17 protein-coding genes and 1 pseudogene are annotated in these 20991 nt (G+C 61.3%); 10 read left to right on the top strand and 8 right to left on the bottom strand.

All coding sequences use genetic code 11. The features are described from left to right. Positions 1-89: 89 nt before the first annotated feature. From WFR25_RS08040 to WFR25_RS08050, 3 genes are all read left to right on the top strand, one after another. Entirely contained in the window at positions 90-1685 is a 1596-nt protein-coding gene (locus WFR25_RS08040) for a phosphoenolpyruvate carboxykinase (RefSeq protein ID WP_336970000.1), read from the top strand. 118 nt (positions 1686-1803) lie between these two features. Continuing rightward, a complete protein-coding gene (locus tag WFR25_RS08045) occupies positions 1804-2121 on the top strand; it encodes a hypothetical protein (RefSeq protein WP_336970002.1) in 318 nt (105 codons plus the stop codon). A gap of 119 nt (positions 2122-2240) precedes the next feature. Continuing rightward, a complete protein-coding gene (locus WFR25_RS08050) occupies positions 2241-3095 on the top strand; it encodes a ferredoxin--NADP reductase (RefSeq protein ID WP_419723151.1) in 855 nt (284 codons plus the stop codon). Between the two features lie 33 nt (positions 3096-3128). On the opposite strand, the gene WFR25_RS08055 is transcribed toward WFR25_RS08050, so the two are convergent. The 3 genes from WFR25_RS08055 to WFR25_RS08065 all read right to left on the bottom strand — a co-directional run bounded on the left by WFR25_RS08055 (position 3129) and on the right by WFR25_RS08065 (position 5023). After that, positions 3129-3515, bottom strand: a complete 387-nt coding sequence (locus WFR25_RS08055; RefSeq protein ID WP_336970004.1) for a hypothetical protein — start codon at positions 3513-3515, stop codon at positions 3129-3131. A 75-nt stretch (positions 3516-3590) separates the two neighbouring features. Next, complete coding sequence (locus WFR25_RS08060; RefSeq protein WP_336970006.1) at positions 3591-4034, bottom strand: NfeD family protein; 444 nt, start codon at positions 4032-4034, stop codon at positions 3591-3593. Further along, positions 4034-5023: an SPFH domain-containing protein gene (locus WFR25_RS08065; protein WP_336970008.1), complete on the bottom strand. Its 990-nt coding sequence runs from the start codon at positions 5021-5023 to the stop codon at positions 4034-4036. Before WFR25_RS08065 ends, WFR25_RS08060 begins: the two co-directional genes overlap by 1 nt. A 90-nt stretch (positions 5024-5113) precedes the next feature. Between WFR25_RS08065 and WFR25_RS08070 the strand changes: the two genes are divergently transcribed. The 4 genes from WFR25_RS08070 to WFR25_RS08085 all read left to right on the top strand — a co-directional run bounded on the left by WFR25_RS08070 (position 5114) and on the right by WFR25_RS08085 (position 9369). Next, positions 5114-5935: an HpcH/HpaI aldolase/citrate lyase family protein gene (locus WFR25_RS08070; protein ID WP_336970010.1), complete on the top strand. Its 822-nt coding sequence runs from the start codon at positions 5114-5116 to the stop codon at positions 5933-5935. A 113-nt stretch (positions 5936-6048) separates the two neighbouring features. Further along, positions 6049-7506 (top strand): IMP dehydrogenase, encoded by a 1458-nt coding sequence (gene guaB / locus WFR25_RS08075; RefSeq protein WP_336970011.1) that lies wholly within the window; start codon positions 6049-6051, stop codon positions 7504-7506. Between the two features lie 89 nt (positions 7507-7595). Continuing rightward, positions 7596-8768 (top strand): RsmB/NOP family class I SAM-dependent RNA methyltransferase, encoded by a 1173-nt coding sequence (locus WFR25_RS08080; RefSeq protein WP_336970012.1) that lies wholly within the window; start codon positions 7596-7598, stop codon positions 8766-8768. 79 nt (positions 8769-8847) lie between these two features. Beyond that, entirely contained in the window at positions 8848-9369 is a 522-nt protein-coding gene (locus WFR25_RS08085; protein WP_336974780.1) for a tetratricopeptide repeat protein, read from the top strand. Positions 9370-9393: 24 nt separating this feature from the next. Here WFR25_RS08085 and WFR25_RS08090 read toward each other — a convergent pair. Beyond that, a pseudogene (locus WFR25_RS08090) lies at positions 9394-10134 on the bottom strand (response regulator); the annotation flags it as partial. A 276-nt stretch (positions 10135-10410) separates the two neighbouring features. Between WFR25_RS08090 and WFR25_RS08095 the strand changes: the two are divergent. Next, positions 10411-14082 carry a DUF7149 domain-containing protein gene (locus tag WFR25_RS08095; RefSeq protein WP_336970014.1) on the top strand — a complete coding sequence of 1224 codons (3672 nt, stop codon included), beginning with the start codon at positions 10411-10413 and terminating at the stop codon, positions 14080-14082. 191 nt (positions 14083-14273) lie between these two features. Here the strand turns inward: WFR25_RS08095 and WFR25_RS08100 are convergent, their stop codons facing one another. Both WFR25_RS08100 and traA read right to left on the bottom strand, forming a co-directional pair. Next, on the bottom strand, positions 14274-15020 hold the full coding sequence (locus WFR25_RS08100) for a DUF6118 family protein (RefSeq protein WP_336970016.1): 747 nt from the start codon (positions 15018-15020) through the stop codon (positions 14274-14276). Between the two features lie 17 nt (positions 15021-15037). After that, the gene (traA, locus tag WFR25_RS08105) at positions 15038-18031 is read right to left on the bottom strand and encodes a Ti-type conjugative transfer relaxase TraA (RefSeq protein ID WP_336970017.1); all 2994 of its coding nucleotides are present in this window, start codon (positions 18029-18031) and stop codon (positions 15038-15040) included. 172 nt (positions 18032-18203) lie between these two features. Here traA and WFR25_RS08110 point away from each other — a divergent pair, with 172 nt between their 5' ends. Continuing rightward, positions 18204-18509 (top strand): conjugal transfer protein TraD, encoded by a 306-nt coding sequence (locus tag WFR25_RS08110; protein WP_336970019.1) that lies wholly within the window; start codon positions 18204-18206, stop codon positions 18507-18509. A 22-nt stretch (positions 18510-18531) separates the two neighbouring features. After that, entirely contained in the window at positions 18532-18762 is a 231-nt protein-coding gene (locus WFR25_RS08115; RefSeq protein WP_336970021.1) for a conjugal transfer protein TraD, read from the top strand. Here the strand turns inward: WFR25_RS08115 and WFR25_RS08120 are convergent. Both WFR25_RS08120 and WFR25_RS08125 read right to left on the bottom strand, forming a co-directional pair. Then, positions 18759-20273 (bottom strand): HEPN domain-containing protein, encoded by a 1515-nt coding sequence (locus WFR25_RS08120; RefSeq protein ID WP_336970023.1) that lies wholly within the window; start codon positions 20271-20273, stop codon positions 18759-18761. The genes WFR25_RS08115 and WFR25_RS08120 overlap by 4 nt on opposite strands. Next, a complete protein-coding gene (locus WFR25_RS08125; protein WP_336970024.1) occupies positions 20270-20914 on the bottom strand; it encodes a hypothetical protein in 645 nt (214 codons plus the stop codon). Before WFR25_RS08125 ends, WFR25_RS08120 begins: the two co-directional genes overlap by 4 nt. Positions 20915-20991: the final 77 nt, after the last annotated feature.

Below are 20991 nucleotides of genomic sequence, written 5' to 3' on the forward strand. Positions count from 1 at the left end.
TCGAAGCGTTCATGCTGCGCGCAATGATGCGGCAGGGCGGGTCGGACAGGTCGTTTTACGGCTGAACATCATTATCAGGAGAATTGAGCGTGCAGGCCCAATCCGCAACTACTCTGGCAGACCAGGGTATATCGACGCGTGCGTCGACTTTCTGGAATCTTGGCACCGCCCCGCTGGTCGAAGCCTCGCTCGCCAATGGCGAAGGCATGATGGCGAAGGACGGCCCGTTGGTCGTCAAGACCGGCAAGCATACCGGCCGATCGGCCAAGGACAAGTTCATCGTCCGCGATGCAGAAACCGAATCCACCGTCTGGTGGGGTTCGACCAATGTTCCCATGACCCCCGCGCATTTCGCTGCGCTGAAGGAAGATTTTTTGCATGCGCTGGGTGACAAGGACAAGCTGTATGTCGCCGACCTGTTCGGCGGCTCGCAGCCCGAACATCGCGTAAACGTCCGCGTCATCAACGAATTTGCCTGGCACAACCTCTTCATCCGTACCCTGCTGGTGCGTCCTAAGGCGGAGGAACTGGCCAGCTTCACGCCCGAATATACGATCATCGACCTGCCCAGTTTCCGCGCCGATCCCGCGCGTCACGGCAGCCGCAGCGAAACGGTGATCGCGGTCAATTTCACCGAGAAGCTGATCCTGATCGGCGGCACCGCCTATGCCGGCGAAATGAAGAAGTCGGTCTTCGGCATCCTCAACTATCTGCTGCCGGTAAAGGGCGTTATGCCTATGCATTGCTCGGCCAATATCGGTCCCAATGGCGACACCGCCGTCTTCTTCGGCCTGTCGGGCACCGGCAAGACGACCCTGTCCGCCGACGCCAGCCGCACGCTGATCGGCGATGACGAACATGGCTGGTCCGACACGGCGGTCTTCAATTTTGAAGGTGGCTGCTATGCCAAGATGATCAACCTGTCGGCCGAGGCCGAGCCGGAGATCTTCGCCACAACCAAGCGATTCGGCACGGTGCTGGAAAATGTCGTGATCGACCCCGTGACGCGGGAAATCGACCTGGACGACAACAGCCTCGCGGAGAACAGCCGTGGCTCTTATCCGATCGACTTCATCCCGAATGCGTCGGAGAAGAATCTGGGGCCGGTGCCGCAGAACATCATCTTCCTGACCGCCGACGCTTATGGCGTCCTGCCGCCCATTTCGCGGCTGACCCCGGATCAGGCTATGTATCACTTCCTGTCCGGCTACACTGCGCGCGTCGCGGGGACCGAGATCGGCGTGACCGAGCCGAGCGCGACCTTCTCGACCTGCTTTGGCGCGCCCTTCATGCCGCGTCATCCGTCGGTCTACGGCAATTTGCTCAAGGAGCGGATCGCCAAGGGTGGCGTCACTTGCTGGCTGGTCAACACGGGCTGGACGGGCGGCAAATATGGTGTTGGCCGCCGTATGCCGATCAAGGCGACTCGCGCGCTGCTCAATGCTGCGCTCGATGGCAGCCTGAACAACGCAGTTTTCCGCACCGATCCTAATTTCGGGTTCGAGGTGCCGACGGCTGTATCGGGCGTGGACACCGCCATCCTCGATCCGCGCGAGACCTGGGCCGACAAGGCGGCTTATGACGACACCGCGGCCAAGCTGGTCAAGCAGTTCGTCGACAATTTTGCCCAGTTTGAGGATCATGTCGATGCCTCGGTCCGTCAGGCCGCGCTTACGGCTGCCTGACCGGGCGAACAGGCGAATTGAAGGGACCGGGTGCAGGCGCATCCGGTCCCTTTTCCTTTTCCCGCTACCCGGTTCGGTGCTATTCTTGGGTGATCTATAAAGGGCGGAGTATAAGGCGATGAGCATGTTCGACGGTATCCTTGGCAATCTGGGCGGGCTTCAGGCAGTCGCCGACAAGCTTGGCCTCCAGCCCGAGCAGATGCAGGCGTTGATGAGCGAGATCAGCGCGAAGATTTCGGGCGGGAATACCGACATTTCCGCGCTGGCCTCGACGGCTGCCGAACATGGCGTTTCGGCGGACAAGTTGCAGGAACTGCTTGGCCAGTTTGGCGGGGCCGATGGCATCATGGGATCGCTGGGCGGTATGTTGGATAAGGATGGCGACGGCAGCCCCCTGAACGATCTTGCCGGATTGGCGAAGGGCTTGTTCGGCTGATAAAAGCAGCGGGAAAGGGCTGCCTTTCCCCCGGACAAGTTTTTTCGCCTTGCCTTCCTGCGCCGCAACGGCCATTTCGCAGAAGATCACTTATTGCGAATGGTACGCAACTAGCGCCGATGCGGGGCGATGCGGATACCCATGGCAGGGGACAGGTTTTGAACGACGTTACGACTGCACCAACGGCGCTTGAGCCGACCGCGAGCCTTTCTGTAGAGAAGGTGTTGTCGGTCCATCACTGGAACGAGCATCTTTTCAGTTTCAAGATCAGTCGTCCCGCCAGCTTCCGCTTCCGGTCGGGCGAGTTCGTGATGATCGGCCTGCGCGGCGACAATGGCAAGCCGCTGCTGCGCGCCTATTCGGTCGCCAGCCCCGCCTGGGCAGAAGAACTGGAGTTCCTGTCGATCAAGGTGCAGGACGGCCCGCTGACCTCCAAGCTCCAGCTCATCCAGCCGGGTGACGACATCTATCTGGGCCGCAAACCCACCGGCACGCTCGTTACCGATGCGCTATTGCCGGGCAAGCGCCTGTTCATGCTGTCGACCGGCACCGGCCTCGCCCCCTTCCTCAGCCTGGCGCGCGACCCCGACGTTTATGAATTTTACGAGGCTGTGGTGGCGATCCATTCGGTCCGCCGGGTCAGCGACCTGGCTTTCCATGACGATCTGGATTCCAAGCTGGCGGGCGATCCGCTGGTCGAGGAACAGGCGGCGCAGCAGTTCCACTATGTGCCGACCGTCACCCGCGAACCCTTTCATCGCAACCAGCGCATCGACAAGCTGGTCGCAGACGGCTCGTTGTTCGAGGGCATTCCGGGGGCTGCAAAGTTCGATCCAGAAACCGACCGGATCATGATGTGCGGCAGCATGGAGATGATCAAGGATTTCGCGGCGTATTTCGAGGCGAACGGTTTCACCGAAGGCTCCAACGCCGCACCGGGCCAGTTTGTTATCGAGCGGGCATTCGTCGGGTAGATGCGGCCTGTTGCCGGGCAAATGACGTAGCGTTTATTTCGATAGGGTCGTGGCGCCGGGCGTGTTTTGCCCGGTAAAACGCGGGTCGATCTTGCGCGCCTTGGCGAAGGGGAGCGAGTAGGCTGGATAATATCTCTGTCCGTCACGGTTGAGATATAGAATCCACGTATGGCCGACTTTGGGCGTCGGCTCGCCAGGAATGCAACTTCCATCACGGCGGCTGATGATGAATGTGCTGGCACGAGGAACGCCGGGCGCGCTGCTGATCGTGCTTACTGTCGCTTCCCAGCATTCGAGATCAGGCTTGCGCGGGCATATGCGATTGGTGCGAACAATTGTGGCGGTTACGATCCTGTTATACTCACGCTGCACTAATGTATCCGGAATGAAAAACGACACAGGCCAGCGCGAGTTTTCCATTCGCTAGCGCAAACGTCAAAGCGATTATGCCTAAATGGCGCATATTACGCCGATCGCTAAACATCACATGCTCCGTCAGGCAGGCTCGACCATCAGCACGGATGCGTCCGCGCCGACGATCCGTACCCGCGCACCGACCGGCGCATCACCGCCCCGGCACGACCAGACGCCATCATCCACCCGCACACGCCCGCGCCCGTTCTCGATCGGTTCCACCACGGTCACGATTTCGCCGATCAGCCGCGCGGTGCGGTCGTTCAGCAGCGGGTCCGACGATGCGACGGGATTGTCCGCATACCAGCGCCGCCCCGCCCAGGTGGCAAGCAGGCACAGCAGCGCAAAGATCACCATCTGCACCGCCGTGCCGATAGGCAGCAGGAAGGAGAGGAGGCCGGTCGCCGCCGCCGCCGCCGCGATCCAGATCAGGAAGATGCCAGGCAGGATGATTTCGCCAATGCCCAGCATCACCGCGAAGATCAGCCACCACCAATGGGTGTCCAGCGTTTCCACCCAGGTCATCAGGCCTGACCCTGACCAGATTGAGCCTGCCCGAAGGGACCACGCCGAGGCGGCGGTGGCGGGGTGGAAACAGGCGCGCCGTCACTGCCCAGCGCTTCTTTCGCCAGCGCGCCGATTCCGCCCAGCGTCCCGATCAGTTGCGTGGCCTCCACCGGGAACAGGATCGTCTTGGCATTGGGGGAGGTTGCGAATTGCGACACCGCCTCCACATATTTTTGCGCGATGAAATAATTGAGCGCCTGCGGATTGCCGGACGAAATCGCCTCCGACACCATCTGCGTCGCCTTGGCCTCCGCCTCCGCTTCGCGTTCGCGCGCTTCTGCGTCGCGGAAGGCAGCCTCGCGGCGGCCTTCGGCCTGCAAGATCTGGCCTTGCTTTTCACCCTCGGCGCGCAGAATTTCAGATGCACGCATTCCTTCTGCATCCAGAATGTTGGCGCGCTTCTCACGCTCCGCCTTCATCTGGCGGCCCATGGCGTTGACGATGTCGGCGGGCGGGCGAATGTCCTTCAACTCGACGCGCGTGATCTTGATGCCCCAGGCGTTGGTCGCATGATCGACCACCGATAGCAGCCGCGCATTGATCTCATCGCGCTTGGACAGGGTTTCGTCGAGGTCCATCGACCCCATGACGGTCCGCAGGTTGGTCGTTGCGAGCTGCATGATCGCGACATAGAGTTCCGACACTTCGTAGGCTGCCTTGGCTGCGTCCAGCACCTGAAAGAAGACGACGCCATCGACCGACACCATGGCGTTATCCTTGGTGATGATCTCCTGCCCCGGAATATCGACAACCTGCTCCATCATGTTGATCTTGCGACCGACGGCGTAAAAGAAGGCGGGATAGAAATTGAGGCCGGGCTTCGCGACTTCTGTAAAGCGGCCGAACCGCTCGATCGTATATTGATAGCCCTGGCGCACTACCTTGATACTGGCGGCCAGATAGATGATGACCAGCAGGCTCAGTCCCAATGCAAATGTCGTCATCATGCCTCTTTTCTCCCCTGTTTCGGGCTTGACTATGGCTGCAAATGGGGGCGTGGGGAAGCGAAACCGACGGCCAACAGAGGATGCCCGCACATGCTGATCCACCACGCTCGCTCGCTGCTGTTCCTGCCCGCTTCCAACGAGCGCGCGATCGCCAAGGCGCGCGACTTGCCCTGCGACATGGTGATCCTCGACCTGGAGGATGCTGTTGCGAATGACCGGAAGGAAGAGGCGCGCAGCAATGCCGTCGCGGCGCTGCAACAGGGCTTTGGCAACCGGTTGAAGGCGGCACGGATCAATGTTGCCGGTACGCCATGGCACGGGGTCGAGATGGTGGCGATGAAGGCCGCGCCTGTCGATTATGTCGTGCTGCCCAAGGTGGAAGACCCGCGGCAGGTGAAAGATGTGTTCAGCGTCACGCAAAAGCCGGTGATCGCCATGATCGAAAGCGCCAAGGGTGCGCTTGCCGCGCCCTCGATCGCAGCGGCGGAGGGAACAGCCGCCTTGTTCGTGGGAGTCAACGACCTGCGCCTCGACCTTCGCATTCCCGCGGCGGTTGGTCGTGCGGGCCTGTCGCTCGTCCTTCAGCAGACCGTGCTGGCGGCGCGGGCGGCGGGTATTGCCGTGTTCGACGGGGTCTATAACCGGCTGGACGACCTTGCTGGCCTTCAGGCCGAATGTATCGAGGGCCATGCGCTGGGCTTCGACGGCAAGACCCTGATCCATCCCGGCCAGATCGACATCGCCAATCGCCTCTTTGGTCCCGACCCGCAGGCCGTGGTCGACGCCCGTCGTCTGATAGAAGCGGCGACCGGCGGCGCGGAGCGGTTTGAGGGACGGATGATAGAGACGATGCACGTCGTTGAGGCCCGCGCACTGGTCGCGCGGGCGGATGCGGTGACGCCCTCAAGATAATTGCCGCATAATTGCCGTATGGGGGCCTAGCCGTGGGCCAAACAAATGATTACATGGGCCGCCACGATTCCCCCGACCCCCACGGGACCAGATCAGCAGAAAGTGGCACGCACATGGATATCCGCCTCGGCCTCACCTTCGATGACGTGCTGTTGCAGCCCGGCGAATCCGATGTGCTGCCAAGCCAGGCGGACACAAGCACTCAGGTGACGCGCGAAATCCGCCTCAACATTCCAATCCTCTCATCGGCGATGGATACGGTGACGGAGGCGGACATGGCGATCGTCATGGCGCAGCTTGGCGGCATTGGCGTACTCCACCGCAACCTGACGGTCGAGGAGCAGGCCGACGCCGTTCGCGCGGTCAAGCGGTTCGAAAGCGGCATGGTGGTCAACCCGATCACGATCCTGCCCAACGCCACGCTCGCCGACGCACAGATGCTGATGAAGCGCCATCGGATCAGCGGCATTCCCGTGGTCGAGAATAGCGGCAAGCTGGTCGGCATCCTCACCCATCGCGACACCCGCTTTGCTGAAAACCCGGCCCAGCCGGTCAGCGAATTGATGACCCACGACAATCTCGCCACGGTGAAGGTGGGCGTCGGTCAGGAAGAGGCGCAGCGGCTGTTGCATCAGCGCCGCATCGAAAAGTTGCTGGTGGTGGACGACGCCTATCACTGCGTCGGCCTGATCACCGTCAAGGACATTGAAAAGGCAGTCAATTATCCACAGGCGACCAAGGACAGCACCGGCCGCCTGCGTGTCGCGGCTGCCAGCACGGTCGGCGAAAAGGGGCTGGAGCGCACACGCGCGCTGATCGACGCGGAATGCGATCTGATCGTCATCGACACTGCGCATGGCCACAGCAAGATGGTGTCCGCCGCCGTCGAAGAGGTGAAGAAGCTCTCCAACCGTGTTCAGGTGGTTGCGGGCAATGTCGCCACCGCCGAAGCGACCCGCGCCCTGATCGGCGCGGGCGCGGATTGCGTGAAGGTCGGCATCGGCCCCGGTTCCATCTGCACGACTCGTGTCGTCGCGGGTGTGGGCGTGCCGCAACTGACCGCGATCATGGATTCGGCGGAGGAAGCCGCCAAACATGGCGTGCCAGTCATTGCTGATGGTGGCCTGCGGACCAGCGGCGACGTGGCGAAGGCGCTGGCGGCTGGTGCTGGCTGCGTCATGGTCGGGTCGCTGCTCGCGGGCACAGAGGAGGCGCCTGGCGAAACCTTCCTTTACCAAGGCCGCGCCTATAAGAGCTATCGCGGCATGGGCAGCGTCGGTGCGATGGCGCGCGGTTCGGCCGACCGCTATTTCCAGCAGGACATCAAGGACCAGATGAAGCTGGTGCCCGAAGGGATTGAGGGGCAGGTACCCTTCAAGGGACCGGCCAAGGACGTTATTCACCAATTGGTCGGCGGCGTGAAGGCGGCGATGGGTTATACCGGCAGCAAGACGATCAAGGAACTGAAGGAGCGCGCCCGCTTCGTCCAGATCACCAATGCGGGACTGTCCGAAAGCCATGTCCACGACGTCACTATCACGCGGGAAGCCCCCAACTACCCGACGCGCTGAAAATCCCCCTCCCGCTTGCGGGAGGGGCTAGGGGAGGGCCTATGTCTACTATTTATCCCCGGCTCCTCGCTCAACGGAAGCGGTAAAACATGACACCCGCCGCCCGCGTTCAGGCCGCGATCGACTTGCTCGACGCCATCATTGCCGCTGCGCGCGATGGTGGTCCGGCTGCCGACACGCTCATCGCGACCTATTTCAAGACCCGTCGCTATGCCGGATCGAAGGACCGCCGCGCGGTGCGCGAGCATGTTTATGCCGCCATCCGCCGCACCGCCGATTGCCCGGAGACGGGACGCGTCGCTCTGATCGGCCTTGCCCGCGAACAGCCGGACATCGCCGCGCTGTTCGACGGATCGTCCCACGGCCCCGCACCGATCATGCCGGAAGAGGCGGGCGCCGCACCTGGTATCGTTCCGAGCTGGATCGCGCCGCTGATCGCGCAGCCGGTGGAGCAGGAAGCATTGCTGGGCCGCGCGCCGGTGGACCTGCGCATCAATCGCCTGAAAACCACGCCCGAAGCCGTGGCGCCGGATTTCCCCGACGCTACGCCGATCCCCGGCCTCCCCGACGCCCTGCGCCTGCCTGAAGGCTGGCCGGTCGAGCGCAGCGAGGCTTGGATAGCAGGCCGCGTCGAAGTGCAGGACGCCGGCAGCCAACTTATCTCCATGGCCTGCGACGCGCAGGCCGGCCTGACCGTCATCGACCTGTGCGCAGGGGCAGGGGGCAAGACGCTGGCTCTGGCCGCGGATATGGCCGGGAAAGGTCGCCTGATCGCCGCCGACTCGATCCGCTCGCGGCTTGCGCGCCTTGCCCCCCGTGCCGAGCGGGCAGGCGCATCGGGTATCGAAACCCTGTTGCTTGATCAGGGGCATGAAGGCCGCGCCCTCGATGCATTCGCGGGGCAGGCCGACATTGTGTTGGTCGATGCGCCCTGTTCGGGCACCGGTACCTGGCGGCGTAACCCGGAGGCGCGCTGGCGATTGACGCCCGCGCGACTCGACCGGCTCGTCTCTGAACAGGCGCGTATTCTTGATTTCGCCGCGCCACTGCTGGCGCCAGGTGGCCTGCTCGTCTATGCCGTCTGTGCGCTGACGGATCGGGAAGGACGCGATCAGGTGGAGGCTTTTCTCACCCGCCATCCGGGTTTTACGGTGGAAGCTGTACCCGTAACGATGGGCCGTGTGCATGGAGGTGGTTGTCTTTTGACCCCCGTGCATGATGGCACCGATGGCTTCTTCTTTGCGCGGCTGCGGCATGGCTGAAAAGGCCGCCCAAAAACAGGGCATGGACATTGGCCTGCAAAGCCGCGAAAATCAGCCGGAATCGCTGTTGGAGACCTTGATGCGTTTTACCCCTGCCTCGATCGCCCTCGCGGCCCTGCTGACCACCGTGTCCAGTGTGGGCCTGACGCAGCGGCCTGACGCGCAGATCGAACCGCTGTCGCTCGAATGGATGCGGGCGGGAGAGGCGGCGAGCAAGGCGGGCAATCTGTCCGGCGCAGTTGATGCCTATGAAAGCGCGCTGGCGGTCGATCCGCGCAACCGTGCCGCTTATGTGGCGCTGGCGGACGTCGCGCGCGCGCAGGAATTGCCGGGCAAGGCGATTCGCCTGTATCGAGAGGCGCTGCTGCTCGACCCCACCGATGTGAACGCGCTGGTCGGGCAGGGTGAAGCGATGGTGGCCAAGGGCGCTGTCGCCAAGGCAAAGGAAAACCTGGCAGTCGCGCAGAAGGCGTGCGGTGCCGATTGTGCCCCGGTAGGCAAGCTGTCGGCCGCGATCGCGAAGGGCGCGCCCCCACCCACGGTCCTGAGCGTTAAGGACGTGATACCGGCACCGGCCACACCGCAAACCGAAAAGCCGTAAAGCTCAAAAATCTTGTAATAGGTGTCAGTTCCGGCCTTCACATAACAGCCGCTCCACTCGACCAGTCAGTTCGTCGACCGCGAACGGCTTTGTGACGACTTCCATGCCCCGTTCGATATGGCCGTGGTTCAGCACGGCATTTTCGGCATAGCCGGTGATGAACAGGATCTTCAGGCCAGGCTTGAGCACGCGTGCGGCTTCGGCCACTTGTCGCCCATTAAGCCCGCCAGGCAGGCCGACGTCAGTAATCAGCAGGGCCACATCAGACCGCGATTCCAGGATTTTCAGCCCGGACGGACCATCGCCTGCTTCAACACAATGATAGCCGCGTTCTTCCAGCGCGTCGACGATCAGCATCCGCACCGATGGTTCATCGTCCACCACAAGCACTGTCTCGCCCGCGCCCTGTATCGGGGAGCCTGCCTTCTCCGGAAGCACTTCCTCCACCTCCTCGCCCAGATGGCGGGGGAGGTAGATGCACACCATCGTGCCCTGATCGATCTCGGAATAGATGCGGACGTGACCAAGCGACTGGCGTGCAAAGCCATAGACCATCGACAGACCCAGACCCGTGCCCTCGCCGATCGGCTTGGTGGTGAAAAAGGGATCAAACACCCGCTCGATGATCGTCTTGTCTATGCCGGTTCCGGTATCGCTGACGCATAGCGTTACATATTGGCCGGGTTCGATGCCTCGCTCCAGTGCAGCCCGCCGATCCAGCCATTTGTTGCCAGTCTCGATCGTGATCGTGCCCCCTTCGGGCACCCGGTAATCCTGGTAAGGTACTGAGTTTACATCGACATTTAGTCGATGTAGGTTTTTGATACCATCATAGATGCCATCTGTCCATTGGGTTTGTATCGGTTGAATTGACATTTCACGGCGAGAGAATGTCCTGCCGAGAAGGTCGAGTGATGGGTCAGTGGCATCGGGTTAGCAGACCCACATCAGCAAGAAAGTGCTCACGACCGTTTGCCTATCGCCCGAGAGCCGCTAACTGTCGCGCAGTCGGCAATTCCGCCCGCCGCAGGCTATGATACTATGAACCTCACGATCCACAGTCCACGCGAAGCGCTCGGGAAAGCAGACCGTGCGTTCAAGCCAACCCGGCAGCAGATTGATCGATTCAAAGCCGAGTTGCTGAAGCTTCTAGACCACAGCAATCCTGCGGAGACCGAGGAATATCACAAGAATTTAATAGCCGACTTTCTCAAGCGGACCTATTTTTCGCCAGCCTTCTTCATCAATACCAAGGGCAGGACTGACCTCGTTATTCATACCGGCACGGACGCCTCGCACCCCGTGGGAGTGCTCATTGAAGCGAAACGCCCGGCCAACGCCCACGAGATGGTCCGGATCGACCAGCTCAACACGAAGGCCTTCCAGGAGCTTGTCCTCTATTACATGAGAGAACGTTTCAACCACAATCGACGTAACTTGGGCATAAAAAACCTCGTCGTGACTAATGGTTGGCAGTGGTTCATATTTTCAGCAGAGGTTTTCGAACGCGAGTTCGCTCAGAATTCGCGCTTCGTTCAGCTATACACTGACTTTGAGGCGGGCCGCCTAGCTGGCAAGACGACGGACTTTTTCTATAAGGAGATAGCCGCGCCTGCTATCAATGCGATTGAAGGCGATATCCGCTTCACCCATTTCGACATGCGCGACTACCATGCAGCGATAAGGGACGATGTCTCCGGCAAAGACGACGATCTCGCCGTGCTCTACAAGCTGCTCTCCCCCGCATCACTCCTCCGGCTCCCCTTCACCAACGACAGCAACACCTTGAATCGCGGGTTTTATACCGAGCTGCTGCACATTATCGGCCTCGTGGAGACGCGACAAGGCAGCAAGCCGATAATTTCGCGCAAGCCAGTGAAGGATAGAGAGCCGGGCTCGCTCATCGAGAACACGATTGAGCAACTCGAAAGCTTGGACAAAATCCAGAGGATTACCGAACCATCGAGATTTGGAGCGACGGGTGATGAACGCGCGTTCAACGTCGCTCTGCAACTGTCACTGACTTGGGTTAACAGAGTGCTGTTCCTGAAGCTTCTCGAGGCTCAACTGACGGCCTATAATCGCGATCCGGGCGGAGCTCGATTTCTCGGTGTGGAGCAGGTTTCCAGTTATGAAGAGCTTAACCGACTGTTTTTTCAGGTGCTTGCGCGTCGACCGGACGAACGCAGCTCTAATATTGCGGCAAAATACGGTCACGTCCCATACCTAAACAGCTCACTGTTTGAGGTGACTGATCTTGAACAGGAGACGGTTGTTATCAGCAACCTCGAGAATCGTAGGCTACGGACTACGACATCGACTGTCCTACGCGACGAGGTTGGCCGACCGATCTCAGCAGATCTCACCGCCCTAGAGTATTTGCTCAGGTTCCTCGACGCCTATGACTTCTCCAGCGATGCCGACGGCGAAATCCGGGAAGACAGCCGCACGTTGATCACCGCACCCGTGCTCGGTCTCATCTTCGAAAAAATCAATGGCTACAAGGACGGCTCTTTTTTCACGCCGGGCGTCGTCACAATGCACATGTGCAGGGATGTCGTTCGACGTGCGGTCCTACAGAGATTTAATGACCTTAAGGGTTGGAATTGCGAAACCTTTGGTGACCTCTACGATCTTATCGACGACCGCGCGGAAGCAAACTCCATTGTGAACGGCATCCGGATTTGCGACCCAGCGGTAGGATCAGGGCACTTCCTTGTCTCCGCCCTCAACGAGTTGATGGCGCTGAAGGCAGACCTGCGAATTCTCCAGGACCGGGCAGGCAGGCGTCTTAAGGAGTACAGCGTCGAAGTCATCGCTGACGAACTGTTGATCACCGACGAAGAGGGGCAGCCCTACCGATACCAGCGCGACAGCCCCGAGAGCCAACGCGTGCAGGAGGCACTATTTCACGAGAAGCAGGCTCTCATCGAGGGTTGTCTGTTTGGGGTCGATATTAATCCGAATTCCGTGAATATTTGCAGGCTAAGACTATGGATCGAACTCCTTAAGAATGCCTATTTCCGGCCGGACGGCACACTGGAAACGCTTCCCAACATCGACATCAACATACGTTGCGGAAACTCCCTCCTGTCGCGCTTTGATCTTGATGCGGAGATTGGAGGCGCTTTGAAGAAGAAAGGTTTGCGCATCTCCGACTACCGGTCGGCAATTACTTCGTACCAGAATGCTCGAACCAAGGACGAAAAGCGCGAGATGCGCTCTTTTATTGATGAGTTGAAAGGCGGCATCCGAAACGAGATCCTTCACAACCATCCGCAGGCGCGCAGGCTGCGGAAGGCTAAAGTGGATGCTTCGTTCCTTCGCGACCAACATCGCCTGTTTGAGAACGAAGCGGAGAGGAAAGCGAGGACCGCGAAGCTAGCAAAATTGGAACTTGAGATTGCGTCAATTGAGAGGCTGCTAGAGCAGATCAAGACGGATCGGATGCTCCGCGATTCGTTCGAGTGGCGGTTTGAATACCCGGAAGTACTAGACGAGGACGGTGCCTTCGTCGGCTTCGATGTGGTGGTTGGCAACCCGCCATACGGGGTGTCAATTACCGGCGACGAGCGTGAATACCTCGTCCGCAGCATTGGCAAAGTGCCCGACTACGAAATCTACTACCTTTTCCTGAATCGTGGGCGGCAGATCGTCCGGCCTGGCGGTAAGCTGGCCTACATTCTGCCAAATTCGTTCCTCTTTAATGTGAACGCGGCTGACTATCGGCTATCGCTGCTGCAGAGTTGGCATGTGGACGAGGTTGTGGACTGCACGGCTGTGCAAATCTTTGACGACGCCGTCGTGCGGAACGCAATTCTTGCTACTACGAAAGCCGCCAGCGCTCCCGCTATCGGCTACAAGGAGACAGCTGGCGCTGCCGATCTAGCGGAACTGCTCGCAAGACCGATAAAATATATACCTGCATCGAGACTACAGACGAACAACGTCAACTGGGGCCTGCTGTTCAAGCTGGATGAGGACGTGCTCGACTTGGTGCAGAGGTTACGCACTTTCTCAAGGTTAGAGGAATGTTTCGAAGTTTCTCAAGGTTACATCCCTTATCGCCAGAAAGACCTCGTCGTCCTGCATGGAAAGGAAGAGGCTGCAGCTATCGTTAAGGAAAGGAAATGGCATGCGCAAAGCGCGATTGATGAAACCTACATTGAAGAACTCTGGGGTCGATCGCTGAGCCGCTATAGTCATACACCCACCGGTTCTTTTGTTCGCTATGGGCGACATGTCGCTTCCTACGTTGACATGCGCTTCTTTGAGCAGCGTCGGCTTCTGGTCCGGGAGATTACCAATCCGCGGGTGATGGCGACGCTAGTCGAGGACACGTTCGTCAACGACCCGCAGATCATATCGATCATACCAAAAGGTGATACGCCGCTGGACGTTTTGTGGGCCATCCTCAACTCACGGCTTGCCAGCTTCTACCACTTCAGCGCTTCGCCTAAAGCGACAAAGGGTCTGTTCCCCAAGATCCTGGTCATCGACGTGCGCGCATTCCCAATACCCGCCCGGATTGAAGGTACGGAAAGCGAGGCCATCACCAGAATGGTGTCCGATGCGTTCCGACTGAAAGCCGCCGAGAATATCACGGAACTCGCCCGCGTGGAGGGCGAGCTGGAGGCAGCGGTAAACAGGCTCTATGGTCTGAGCGCCAAGGATGTGGCAATCATAGATCGAGAACTGCTGGGGAGGATTTGAGCCATCGCTTCACCCGTTCGCGAATTGAGAATGACACATAGCCTGCATCCACCACCCGGCATGAGCCGTTAGTGCCCTTTAGTCGGTCTGATAACCTATATCGCGCGAATTGCTAACATTCCTGTAAAGTCTACATTTAATGTCACAGCCAAGCGATATTCATGCTGGAGGAGTTCTGCCTTGCAAGAGCCTCAACGCTTCCTGATGCTGATAGTGCATCGCACTGGCTCCTTGATTTTGGCAGCCGCATGTTCGCACGCGGTAATGGTATCCCGGTTTTCGTCTGCCATATCGGCGGCGTTGACGATTGCCTCCCATGCTTCGGGATTATCGGTTCGCATTAGACGAATACCGGCATCCCATAAGGTAGGCTCGCCTAGCGTGCGACGGGCAACCCTTTCCGGCCAGAGCCAGCTTTGCGGACCGATGCCGGCCGCCCAGCCGGGATAGATCAGCCACAGAAGCGAGATGGCCACTGCCGCGCCGCTAACGCAATAGAATATGTGCCAGCGCTGTTGCTGTTTGGTCCGAGTGGCTCCGACCGCGCGCATCTGATCCGCATGGGCTTGATGATGCAATTCCAGCGATTTCTTGATGGTCGCCTTGTCCGTCTCGCGTGCGGCATCCGCCGCCACATTAATCCGCTCCGCCATGCTCTCCGGCGTCAACTGCATGGCAGGTGCATCCATGATTGTTTTCGTCTGCCCCGCCAAAGTCGCGAGATAGCCGTTCATCTTGGCGAGTGTCGGCCCATAGTCGGGGAAGTCGAGGCTCTGCTTCTCGACGGCGATATGCTCAAGCGCGCGGGCCATCACCGCCATGCGCCCTTCAAGCCGTTCCTCCATAGTGGCGACGCGCTCCGAGAGATGCGCGAACGCCTCGGCGGCGGCATTGGGCCGGGGTTCCGGTTCGTTCAAAAGGCTCTGCTCGTCGTCCATATCATGGTCTCCTTGGGTTAGCGGCTCATGCCGCGACTGATGTCGCGTCCGTGATCGAAGGGGATGGAGGATGCGAGGTCGTGGGACAGGCTGCGGCCCGCCTGCTGGCCGATCTCAAGCCCCAGCTCCCGGCTGCGCAGGCCCAGCACCGATTCAAGCTGGGCGTCGCGTTCGAGACTTTTCGCCATGCCCGCCATCTGTTGCACGGCACTTTTCGCGCCCCGGAAATTGCCGTCGCGCACAAGCTCGGCATGATGGCGCTGCAACTGCTGCCACCCTTCGACGAACCGGTCGGCGCGCTGGAACGGGTCCATGCGGATTTCGGTCTCTAATTGCATCGCCCGCACGGCGGCCTGGCTGCGCCCCTCGGCGGCCTCGCTGACAAGCTCCGGGCTGCTGCGGAATGCGCTGCTGAGGTCCGACGAACCTTCGGGGCGGATTGCGTCCAGAGCGTCGCGCGCCCTGTCTAACGCCTCGCGCTGATGCGGCATGGCGTCCAGACCCTGCGCGCGGGTCTGCTGGATCGCTTGCCATGCCTTGGCATAGCGCTCCACCGCACCGCGCACGCCGCCAGCCCGAAGCGGCTGCGCGTCATGTTCGGGCTGACGCTGGACGGCCCGCTCCTGCGCTGGCAGTTCGGCCTTGGGCTGGAAGCCCGCAAAAATGTCGCGTTCCTGCTGCGGCTGCATAATCGGCCGGAAACTGTCGAACATCCCCCGCGCCTTCTCGACAATGGGCCTGACGATTTCCGCGATCCGCTCGCCAAAGCTAATGCCGCGACGCTCGGCATATTCCCTTGCGGGGTCGGATTGTCTGTAATCGGTGGCCATGTCCTTGCCGCGCTCGCGCGAAAGCGTGCGGACAAGCCGGGACTGATCGCGAAAATCGTCGCGGCCATAATGAACCGTCATGCCGTCGCGATGGCGGGACATGGCGACATAAGCCCCATGCCCATCCATGCCCGGTGTCGCCAGCACATGCGCCCTGGCCACGGTCATGCCCTGCGCTTTGTGGATGGTGGCGGCATAGCCATGGTCGAGGTCGCGATAATCCTTGGTGTCGAACGATACGGAACGCCCGTCATCGGTGCGGACGGACATATGGCTTTCGTCCACCTTCTCGATGGTGCCCAGCGTGCCGTTCTTCACCTCCAGGCTGCGCTCGTTGCGGAGGAACATAATGCGGTCGCCGGACGCGAATAGGCGGTCGCCGCGCTCGGTCTTCACCTGGCGCTCGTCGCCCAATTCGCCCGCATCGCGCATTGCCGCACGCGCCGCCTCGTTGAGGTCGCGCACCTCGGCATTGGTGTGGGTCAGGATGATGCGGCTGGCGTCCGGGTTGGCCTGCCGCTCGCGATCCCAGCGCTCGACAAGATCGCTGCGCGCGTCTTCGCGCGTCTCGGCTTGATGCACCATGCCCTTGTCGGCATAGGCGGCAATGGCCTCGCCAGTCCTGCCCGTGGCCAGATGCCGGGTAGCATCCTGCTGCCATCCTTCATGCTGGCGGCGAACCTGCGTGATCTCGACGCCGCCATGGCGCTCATGGATCGCGCGGAACGCCGCGCCCGCCTCGATCGACTGCAATTGCTGGGGATCGCCGACAAGAACGACCTTCGCGCCAACATCGGCGGCATGGGACAGCACGCGCTCCATCTGGCGCGTGCCGACCATGCCCGCCTCGTCGATCACCAGCACGTCGCGGGCACTGAGCAAATCGCGGCCCTGCGCCCAGCTATGCTCCATGCTGGCGATGGTGCGCGATGCGATGCCGGAACCGTTCTCCAGTCCCTCGGCGGCGATGCCCGCAAGCGCCGCGCCGCGAACATTCAGCCCCGCGCTTTCCCACACGTCGCGGGCTACGCCCAACATGGCGCTTTTGCCGGTCCCGGCATAACCCAGCGCCAGTGACAAGCCGCGCCCGTCCGTTATATGGCGCAGCGCGGCTTCCTGCTCTGCTCCCAGGGCAAGGCCACCACTCTCGGCGGCGCGACTGGCGTAGGTCGCCGCCGCCGAGAGACCATCGCTCCGGTCCATCGCAAGCCGGTCAGCGGCGCGGCTCATCCGCTGCTCGGTCTCGATCATCTCGCGCGACGTGAACCTATCGTCGCCGCGCCCGTCCTTGCCCAGGGCAATGAGGTCTGGCGATCCTCTAACCGCGCGCATGGCGGCGTTGAACTGGTCTTGGCCGTCGCTATGCCGGTGAATGAACATCGCCATGTCGCGGTTGGTAAATGTCGCCTGTTGGTGAGTAATGGCGTCAAGCGCGATGCCGGGATCGGCGATAATGCGTTGGCCATTCTCCCGTGCGATCTCGCGGTGCATCTCGGCGCGGTCGGCTTCCAGCCCTTGGGCGTCCATCCGGTGCGCGGGACCACCAATCTTGCTTTGCGGCTCAAGGTCTATGCCCTGCTCGGCAAGGCTGCGGCGGTCGATGCGCGCGTCTATGTCGAGTTCGGCAAGGCGGGCGTTGACGTGGGTCTCCCAGCGTTCGCGCCAGCGCTCGACATTCTCATGATCGTTCCACTCGCGCACCTTTGCCCCGAAGCCAGCGGTGCCGTCTTCGCGCTGCACAACCTCGCGCATCGTGAGCATGACATGGGCGTGCGGCTTGGGCTGGCGATCTGCGCCTATATCCCAATGCACGTTGAGGTCGGCGATCATGCCGCGATCAACAAACTCGGCGGATACGAAGTCACGGGCCAGTTCGATGCCCTGCGCCTTGGTCATTTCGCGCGGAATTGCGAACTCGACCTCGCGGGCAAGCTGGGCGTCCTTGCGCTTCTCGAATGCCTCGACATCGTTCCAGAGGCGCTCGCGGTCGCGCCACTGTTCGGGCGCACCTTCGGGCAACATGATTTCGCTATGCTCGACGCCGGACCGGGCGCGGAAATCTTGGGGCCGATCAAGGCGTTCATCGTGCAGGCGTTCGCCCGCGCGGTAGGCGGCGGCGGAGACAGCGGAGCGGCCCGCCGCGCGAGAGATGACCTGAACGGAGAAATGGAAGATCGCCATAGCGACATACCATTTACACTACTGAGCGCACGTCGGAACGACGTATAAGCGCGCCCTTCTCGAAAATTTCTCGGACGGGACTAGGCGGTGTCAGGCTGTCCCGGCGACTCTACTGCGCTTGCGGAGAGATTATCTTATCATAGCGCCATCGTCACTCAATGGAGACTTTGCGATGCGCAAGCCCCGCGATTTTGATTCGGAACTCAAGTCCCTCGCCGACAAGGCCAAGACGCTTAAAGAGCGGCGTGTCAGGCAACTTGGCGAACTTGTCACGGCCACCGGGGCGGACGCGCTTGATGCCGATGTCCTGGCTGGAGCGCTGCTCCATGCCGCCACGGTAAAAGACGCCGCAACAAAGGAGGGATGGCGCAAGGCGGGCGCGGCTTTCTTTCTCGGCAAAGGCGACAAGCCTGCGGGCGGACCTTCTGGCCAGCAAAGCGGCACTCTCCCGCTCGACGGCAGCGCGGCATCGGCTTGAGGCACGAAAGGCGCGAACCGACATGCGGGACTGGGCCGTCGCACGCAGGGAACGCACCCGGCATCTGATCGAATTGGGCGGCCTCGTCGTCAAGGCGGGGCTGGTCGATCTGACCGACGATGACCGCACCACGCTCTACGGCGCGTTCCTCACCGTTGCTGACCGGCTGCGCGGCGAGGAACGGGCCAATGCACTTGCCCTCTGGAAGCGCAAAGGCAAGCGGGCCTTCGAGGCGGAACAGGGCGACGGTTAGCGCGAAACAGACAAGCGCACATTGCTGTCCGGTTGTGCATCATACTCGACCATCGCCGCCATGGGTGGGCTGCTCTTGTCGCAATAGCGCACGGTGATGAAGTCTTCTCGGATCGCAGGGCACAGGCCGGAGCCATAGAGAATGTCCGCGAGCGCGTCGAAGGTCGTCGCCTTGGCGCGATAGGCACCGGTCCACCGCACGGTCCAAATGTCATCGTTGGCCTTGACCCGGTAGCCCGCCTTCTGCGCAACGTCCATGACCGCGCCTAACACCGTGTCCGCGCGCACGTCGAAGTCCAGCACGGCGGACAGGTCTGCCGGTTCGGAACGGACGGCCTGTGCGGACTTTACCCGCCATAGCGTTGCCTCCGCGCCAGCCATGAAGAAGCACAGGCAGACAATCACCAAGGGCAAATGGTCAACCCAGTCCCTGCACCTGTCGGAGCGCCAGAACTGGCGAACGGGACCGAGCAAATTCCATCGGCCCTGTGGCGGGGCGGCACGTCGCACGATCCGCCATGTCCGTTGCAGCATGTTTGCGGGGCGAGCGGGCCAGGAAAGGGCTATCGCTGTCGTCGGCTCTCTGGGCGGCGGAAGCATCGACGCAGGCAGGCTTTCGGCAAGCGAAGCCTGATGATCCGCGCAGGCGAACGCTGCCCGTACCTGCAAAATCTCCACTCGCGCGAACGCCCATGCCAGTTCCTCGCCCGAAATGCGGTAGGACTGCCCATAGCGTGCTTCGACATAGGCGCGGCGGATGCAGCCGAACGCGCGCCGCTCGAATCGGGTGTCTCTTGGCCATGCCAGAGACAGGCGCGGGTCCAGCGCTTCCGCCGCCTCGCGCAGTTCATCCAGCGCATGGGTGCGCGGCGCGTGCAGGCTGATCGACCGCAAGACCGACAGATAGAAATGCTCGCACGCCTGATGCAACATCAGCGCCGCCATCGGCGCATCGCCCCGGTCCCGATAGAAAGCCGCGCCTGCTAAAAATCCGGTGCCGCGCTCATGCCACCGGATGAACTCCACCGCACCCCGGATAGCCCGTTCCCGCACCGGAAGGCGGTGAGGCTCTTTCAGCCGCAAGCCCTCCATCTGGTATAGCGCGATGCCCTGTTCGGCGATGGTGACGAAATGAGGGACGCCTTCGACAAGAGCGGCGTTGATCCGCTCAAGGCTTTCCACCGCCAGCCGCACCGGGCGGGCAATTTCGCCATGCTCCCATGCGCGCCGCAGCCGGTCACGCACCAGTCGCCAGTCGCGTTCGCTGCGGGCAAGGCGGGGATAGTTGACGACCGCCAGCAGGCGAAATGCTTCCCCCGGCGCTACCTCCTCCCATTCTTTCTCGGAATGGGGACCGTGCAGGATCAGGGTGAGGATGCGTCCCGCCCGGAAATGTTCGGAGCATCGGCCCTTGGTCGTTTCCTCGAACGCCTCGAAGACGATTGTGGCAACGTGAAGAAGCTCCTCACGGATCGGCGCGGGCAGATGCTCGGCATCGGTGCGCAGCATCATGGCCGCGCCTCCTGTGGGCGACGTTGGCAACCCTTCGGGCGCGGATGGCCGGTCACGTCATGCACGCGATCCACCAAGGCACGCACAAGGGGCGTGATCGTGGCGGGAATGAAGCCGCCCGTGCGGGGCCGGTCTTCCTCCCAATCATGATAATAATAGCCCCATTTCCAATAGGGCGAGAGAACCACCGCCAGCCGCGCCATGTCGGGGCAATCATGGCCAAAGCCGCAGGCATTGGCGTAGGCCAGCGCCTTGGCGATGTCCTGCTTGATGTGACTGGCGTTCCACGCATCGGCAAAGCCGATGTCGAGAAGATAGGCGCACAGGGCCTGCTGGGTCACGAAACCCGCTTGATGCAGCGCTTCCTTTGCAAATCGCGGCTCGGTGAGGAAATCCGCTTCGAGAGTGGTCATCCACCGTTCCGCATTGTTATAGCGGAAGCGGCTTATGCTTCGGCCCTCTTTCGTCCGAACAAGTGTCGCGGGTTCATCCTCGTAGCGTTGGTGAAGCGGTGCCAGTGCGCCACCCCAAGGCGAGGCGATTGCCGACGCGGCAACTGGCGCGATGGTCAATGCGCGCAGCAGGGCGCGGCGCGACGTAGCGATCTTCGAATCACCCAAGAGAGAATCGGATAAAGTCATGGGTCTGCCTTCCTCAGTTCACTGTCACGGCCGCATCAAAATGCTTTCGCAGCGCTAAGCGGCACCGCTTATAACAT

The sequence above is a fragment of the Sphingobium aromaticiconvertens genome (assembly GCF_037154075.1).
GTDB classification, from domain to species: Bacteria; Pseudomonadota; Alphaproteobacteria; order Sphingomonadales; family Sphingomonadaceae; genus Sphingobium; species Sphingobium aromaticiconvertens.

Coding starts and splice junctions, on each gene's coding strand:
- WFR25_RS08070 (WP_336970010.1), top strand. CDS start 5,114: ATGCTGATCCACCACGCTCGCTCGCTGCTGTTCCTGCCCGCTTCCAAC.
- WFR25_RS08110 (WP_336970019.1), top strand. CDS start 18,204: ATGCGCAAGCCCCGCGATTTTGATTCGGAACTCAAGTCCCTCGCCGAC.
- WFR25_RS08120 (WP_336970023.1), bottom strand. CDS start 20,273: ATGATGCTGCGCACCGATGCCGAGCATCTGCCCGCGCCGATCCGTGAG.
- WFR25_RS08100 (WP_336970016.1), bottom strand. CDS start 15,020: ATGGACGACGAGCAGAGCCTTTTGAACGAACCGGAACCCCGGCCCAAT.
- WFR25_RS08055 (WP_336970004.1), bottom strand. CDS start 3,515: ATGGAAAACTCGCGCTGGCCTGTGTCGTTTTTCATTCCGGATACATTA.
- WFR25_RS08060 (WP_336970006.1), bottom strand. CDS start 4,034: ATGACCTGGGTGGAAACGCTGGACACCCATTGGTGGTGGCTGATCTTC.
- WFR25_RS08045 (WP_336970002.1), top strand. CDS start 1,804: ATGAGCATGTTCGACGGTATCCTTGGCAATCTGGGCGGGCTTCAGGCA.
- WFR25_RS08085 (WP_336974780.1), top strand. CDS start 8,848: ATGCGTTTTACCCCTGCCTCGATCGCCCTCGCGGCCCTGCTGACCACC.
- guaB (WP_336970011.1), top strand. CDS start 6,049: ATGGATATCCGCCTCGGCCTCACCTTCGATGACGTGCTGTTGCAGCCC.
- WFR25_RS08125 (WP_336970024.1), bottom strand. CDS start 20,914: ATGACTTTATCCGATTCTCTCTTGGGTGATTCGAAGATCGCTACGTCG.
- WFR25_RS08050 (WP_419723151.1), top strand. CDS start 2,241: ATGCGGGGCGATGCGGATACCCATGGCAGGGGACAGGTTTTGAACGAC.
- WFR25_RS08115 (WP_336970021.1), top strand. CDS start 18,532: ATGCGGGACTGGGCCGTCGCACGCAGGGAACGCACCCGGCATCTGATC.
- traA (WP_336970017.1), bottom strand. CDS start 18,031: ATGGCGATCTTCCATTTCTCCGTTCAGGTCATCTCTCGCGCGGCGGGC.
- WFR25_RS08065 (WP_336970008.1), bottom strand. CDS start 5,023: ATGATGACGACATTTGCATTGGGACTGAGCCTGCTGGTCATCATCTAT.
- WFR25_RS08080 (WP_336970012.1), top strand. CDS start 7,596: ATGACACCCGCCGCCCGCGTTCAGGCCGCGATCGACTTGCTCGACGCC.
- WFR25_RS08095 (WP_336970014.1), top strand. CDS start 10,411: ATGAACCTCACGATCCACAGTCCACGCGAAGCGCTCGGGAAAGCAGAC.